Origin of the sequence: Cupriavidus gilardii, assembly GCF_013314895.1 — a bacterium.
Lineage (GTDB): Bacteria > Pseudomonadota > Gammaproteobacteria > Burkholderiales > Burkholderiaceae > Cupriavidus > Cupriavidus gilardii_C.
In genome coordinates this window covers 1-5,399 of record NZ_JABTYE010000051.1, presented here as the reverse complement: position 1 = coordinate 5,399, position 5,399 = coordinate 1, and the positions used below count along the sequence as shown (strand labels likewise).

Below are 5,399 nucleotides of genomic sequence, written 5' to 3'. Positions count from 1 at the left end.
CGTGCGGAATCGCACGATTGTCGCGTTGCTGATGTCCTGGCTGACGGTGATATCGCCATCCGCCCATGCCGCCCCCGTCAATACAGCGGCGCCCGCGTGCGAAAGTAGATGCCGTGCGGCGAGCGTCCGACGCGAATCGTCTTGACCAGCTTGCGGCTGGGCACGTCGATCACGCCGACCGAACGCGCCCAGCGGAACGTGACCCACAGCGTCTTGCCGTCGGCGGCCAGCTCCATGTCGTCCGGGCCCGGCGGCAGGCCGGTGATGTCGCCGACCTTGGTCAGCGTCTGCTGGTCCAGGATGCTGATGGTGCCGGAAACGCGGTTGGTCAGCAGCAGATGGCGCTTGTCGCCGAGCGCGCGGAAGTTGTGCGCGCCCTTGCCGGTCTGGATCTGCTTGACCACCGCGCGGGTGCGCCAGTCGATCACGGCGACGTAGTCGGCGCCGGTCATGCCGACCAGCAGGTAGCGCTGGTCCGGCGTGACCCAGATGCCGGCCGGCGCCGAGCCGGCTTCCATGCGCCACAGCAGCGTCTGCGTCGGCAGGTCGATCGCCGCCACCTCGTTGGAGTCCTGCAGCGTCACGAAGGCGATGCGGCTGTCGGCGGTGAAGGCGATATGGCTGGGCGTGCGGCCCAGCGGCAGCTGCTTTGCGGGCTTCAGCGCGCGCCCGTCCCAGCGGTACAGGTCGACGCGGTCGAGCCGGTTGCCGGTGACGACGAACCATTTCTGGTCCGGCGAGAAGCCGATGTGATACGGATCGTCGATGTCCGGCACCCGCTGCTGGACCCGCCCGCTGACCGGATCGAGGAAGACCAGGTCATTGCCGACCGCGTTGGCGACGATCAGCGAACGGTCGTCGGGCGTGGCGATCAGGTGGTGGGGCTCCTTGCCGACCGGGAAGGTTTCCAGCACCTTCTGGCTGTCGCGGTCGATCAGCGTAACGCTGGCATCACCCGAGTTGAGGACCACGACCACTTCGGCGTGGGCCGGCAGGGCCGGCAATGCCGCCGCACCAAGACAGGCCCAGGTGAAGCAGGCGGCGACGACACGACGAAAGACGGGCATATGCAGGGCGAACGAACGGTTGGCGGACCGTTCGGGACGGTCGGCGGAAAGGATACGAGCAAGGAAACGGATCAGGCGGAAGGGCACGGCCGGAACGGACCGATTGCCCCCGGATAATGCGACCGCCAAGGCCCACGCATTCTAACGTCGAGCCCCACCGTTTCGATGACCGGCTGCGCCAAAATCGTGCGCCGGCCGTCCTACCGTTGCATCGACTCCCACACCTTCTGCAGACGCTTGACAGACATCGGCACTGGCGTTCGCAATTCCTGCGCGAACAGCGCGATGCGCAGCTCTTCCAGCATCCAGCGGAATTCCTCCAACCGGGCGTCCTCGCCGCCCCTGCCCTGCCGCCGCTGCTTGTCCGCGCGCTGCCACTGCTGCAGCAGCGGCGCCATCTCCTGCTGGCGCTGGGCATCCCGGGCCGGATCGCCCTTGAGCTTGTCGATCCGCATCGCGATGCCCTTCAGATAGCGCGGGAAGTGCACCAGCCTGTCGTAGGGGGTCTCGGCGAGGAAATGCTTGCCCATCAGTTGCGACAGCTGGGCCTGCATGTCGGCATGGGCCGCAGCGAAGGGCTTTGCCTGCAGCAGCTTGCGCGGCAGCGCCGCGTACTCGGCCAGGATGGTGCCGGCCAGCCGGGCGATCTCCTGCGCCAGCAGGCCGAGCCGTCCGCGCCCCTCCTCCTTGCGCGCGGCGAACTCCGCCTCGTTGCGCGGCAGCGGCGCCTGCATGCAGGCGCGCTCGAGCGCCAGCATCACGATCTGGTCGCGCAGCATGTCCTGCGTGCCCAGCGTCATGTACTGCATCGCCATCTGGGACAGCCCGGGGATGTTCTTCTGCACGAACTTGACCTGCTCGCGCAGCTGCAGCGCGAACAGCCGCCGCAGCCCGGCATGGTGCAGCCGCTCGGCCTCCTGCGGATCGTCGAACACCTCGACGTCGCAGTGGGTGTCGCGGTCGACCAGCGCCGGGTAGCCGAACAGCGTGCGGTTGCCCTTGCGGATCTCCAGCAGCTCGGGCAGCTCGCCGAAGGTCCAGCCGGTCAGCCCTTCGTATTGCCCGGCCTCGGCGACCGGCGCCTCGCGCGCGACCAGGCTCTGGAACGACTGCTGCGCCTGTCCGCCCAGTTCGGCGCGCAGCTGGGCCAGGTTGCGCCCCATGTCGAGCTGGCGGCCGTGCTCGTCGACCACCTTGAAGTTCATGGAGTGGTGGGCCGGCAGCGTCTCCAGCTTGAAGTCCGCGCGCCGGATCATGGTGCCGGTCTGCTCGCGGATATCGGCGATCAGCACGTCGATCAGCTCGCCCTCGGCGAACGGCCGGCGTTCGACGAAGCCCGCCGCATAGTCCGGCAGCGGCACGCAATGGCGGCGCAGCTTCTGCGGCAGCGACTTGAGCAGCAAGTGCACCTTCTCCTTGATCATGCCCGGCACCAGCCAGTCGGCGCGCTCGGGCCGGATCTGGTTCAGCGCGTACAGCGGCACCGTCAGCGTGACGCCGTCGCGGTGGCTGCCCGGCTCGAAGTGGTAGCTCAAACCCATGTCGACGCCGGCGACGTTCAGCGTCTTCGGAAACAGGTCGGTGGTGATGCCGGCCGCCTCGTGCCGCATCAGCTCTTCGCGGTTCAGGTACAGCAGCTTGCGGTCGCGCGCGCTCTCCTTCTGGTACCACTGCTCGAACTGCGACTGCTGGTGGATGTCGGCCGGGATATGGCGGTCGTAGAACGCGTAGATCAGCTCGTCGTCGACCAGCACGTCCTGCCGGCGCGCCTTGTGTTCGAGGTTCTCGATCTCGCGCACCAGGCGCTGGTTGTGCGCGTAGAACGGCAGCCGCGTATCGAACTCGCCCTCGACCAGCGCGCGGCGGATGAACAGTTCGCGCGCCTCCTGCGGATTCATGGGTCCGTAGTGCACGCGCCGGTGCTGGTAGACCGTCAGGCCGTACAGCGTGGCGCGCTCCATCGCCAGCACCTGGCCCGCCTTCTTCTCCCAGTGCGGATCGCTCCAGCTGACCTTGAGCAGATGGCGGCCGACCTGCTCGAGCCAGTCCGGCTCGATGCGCGCCAGCGTGCGGGCGAACAACCGGCTGGTCTCGACCAGCTCGGCGGCCACCAGCCAGCGGCCCATCTTGCGCGCCACCAGCGAGCCGGGCCAAAGATGGAACTTGATGCCGCGCGCGCCCAGGTACTCGCGGCCGCGGCCGTCGGCCTCGTCCAGCTTCTGGCCGATATTGCCCAGCAGGCCGGTCAGCAGCGCCTTGTGGACCTGCTCGTAGGTCGGCTCGCTGTCGTTGAGCTTCCAGCCCTGCTCGGCGACCGTGGTCAGCAGCTGCGAATGGACGTCGCGCCATTCGCGCAGCCGCAGATGCGACAGGAAATTCGCGCGGCACTGGTCCTGCAGCTGGCGGTTGCTCTTCTTGTGCGCGACCGCGTCCTCGAACCACTTCCACAGCTTGACCCAGCCGAGGAATTCCGAGCGTTCGTCCATGAACTTGCGGTGCGCCTGGTCGGCGGCCTCCTGCGCCTCCTGCGGACGGTCGCGCGGGTCCTGCACCGACAGTGCGCTGGCGATGATCAGCACCTCGCGCAGGCAATGCTGGTCACGCGCGGCGAGAATCATCCGGGCCACGCGCGGGTCCAGCGGCAGGCGTGCCACCTGCTTGCCAAGCGGCGTCAGCGCATTGGCCTCGTCGACCGCGCCGAGTTCCTGCAGCAGCTGGTAGCCGTCGGCGATCGCGCGGCCCAGCGGCGGCTCGATGAAGGGGAAGGACTCGATCGCACCCAGCCGCAGCGCCTTCATCCGCAGGATCACCGCGGCCAGCGACGAGCGCAGGATCTCGGGGTCGGTAAAGCGCGGGCGCCCGGCGAAATCGGCCTCGTCGTACAGGCGGATGCAGACGCCGTCGGCGACCCGGCCGCAGCGGCCGGCGCGCTGGTTGGCGGCGGCCTGCGAAATCGGCTCGATCTGCAGCTGCTCGACCTTGTTGCGATACGAGTAGCGCTTGACGCGCGCCAGCCCGGTGTCCACCACGTAACGGATGCCGGGCACGGTCAGCGAGGTCTCGGCGACGTTGGTGGCCAGCACGATGCGGCGCGCGTTGGACGGCTTGAACACGCGCTCCTGCTCCTGCACCGACAGCCGCGCAAACAGCGGCAGGATTTCGGTGTGCGGCGGATGGTGCTTGCGCAGCGCCTCGGCGGCCTCGCGGATCTCGCGCTCGCCGGGCAGGAACACCAGCACGTCGCCAGGGCCGAGCCGGCTCAGTTCGTCGACCGCGTCGACGATGCCGTCGTAGAGATCGCGCTCGCGCGCCTGGGCCGATCGGGCCGGGCCATCGCCGGCCGGTTTGCCCTTGTCGCCGCGCTCGCCGATGCGGCCGCCTTCCTCGGCGATCGGCCGATAGCGGATCTCCACCGGATACAGCCGCCCGCTGACCTCGATCACCGGCGCCGGCTTGCCGCCGCTGCCGAAATGCTCGGCGAAACGCTGCGCGTCGATCGTCGCCGAGGTGATGATCACCTTCAGGTCCGGGCGGCGCGGCAGGATTTCCTTCAGATAGCCCAGCAGGAAATCGATGTTGAGGCTGCGCTCGTGCGCCTCGTCGATGATGATGGTGTCGTAGGCGCGCAGCAGCGGATCGGTCTGCGTCTCGGCCAGCAGGATGCCGTCGGTCATCAGCTTGATCGACGCGCCGGGCGACATGGTGTCGTTGAAGCGCACCTGGTAGCCGACATGCTCGCCGACCGGCGAGCCCAGTTCCTGCGCGATGCGCTTGGCGGTCGAAGTCGCGGCGATGCGGCGCGGCTGGGTATGGCCGATCAGGCCGCCCTGGCGCCGGGCCTGGCCGTTCTTGCCATCGCCGCCGTTCCCGTCCTGCGGGGCCCCGGTGGCATCGGCGGCATCGGCAGCATCGGCGCGTGCCGGTCCGCGGCCGATCGACAGGCAGATCTTCGGCAGCTGAGTGGTCTTGCCCGAGCCGGTCTCGCCCGACACGATCACCACCTGGTGCTGCTCGATCGCGCGCGCGATCTCGTCGCGCCGTGCCGAGACGGGCAGCGCCTCGGGAAAGGTGATCGGGGGCAGCGGATTGGCCGGCACGAAACGGCGCGCGGGCCGGCGGGCGGATTGGCCTTCGGAGCGACGTTCGGTCTGGCGTTCGGGCTTGTCTGCGGTCGGGCCCTGTGACGAGCCCTGGGTTGGACCCTGGGACTGGCGTGCGGACTGCGGTCGGGACGGCCTGCGGCGCTGGGCAGCGGGTGGGACGGGGCGTTGTTCGGACATTGGCGGGGATTATAATCCGCGCCATGAACGCCAGAACCGCCACGACCCGTAC

The 5,399-nt window shown here is 68.8% G+C and carries 2 protein-coding genes; both read right to left on the bottom strand.

The window, feature by feature from the left end; translation table 11 throughout:
- Positions 1 to 77: 77 nt before the first annotated feature.
- Positions 78 to 1,067, bottom strand: coding sequence for a cytochrome D1 domain-containing protein (locus tag HTY53_RS24490; protein ID WP_217435746.1), 990 nt, complete (start codon positions 1,065 to 1,067; stop codon positions 78 to 80).
- Between the two features lie 200 nt (positions 1,068 to 1,267).
- The gene (hrpA, locus tag HTY53_RS24485; RefSeq protein WP_174109180.1) at positions 1,268 to 5,347 is read right to left on the bottom strand and encodes an ATP-dependent RNA helicase HrpA; all 4,080 of its coding nucleotides are present in this window, start codon (positions 5,345 to 5,347) and stop codon (positions 1,268 to 1,270) included.
- Positions 5,348 to 5,399 lie beyond the last annotated feature (52 nt).

Bases quoted from the DNA above. Each gene is read 5' to 3' on its own strand.
- HTY53_RS24490 (WP_217435746.1), bottom strand. From the start codon at position 1,067: ATGCCCGTCTTTCGTCGTGTCGTCGCCGCCTGCTTCACCTGGGCCTGT.
- hrpA (WP_174109180.1), bottom strand. From the start codon at position 5,347: ATGTCCGAACAACGCCCCGTCCCACCCGCTGCCCAGCGCCGCAGGCCG.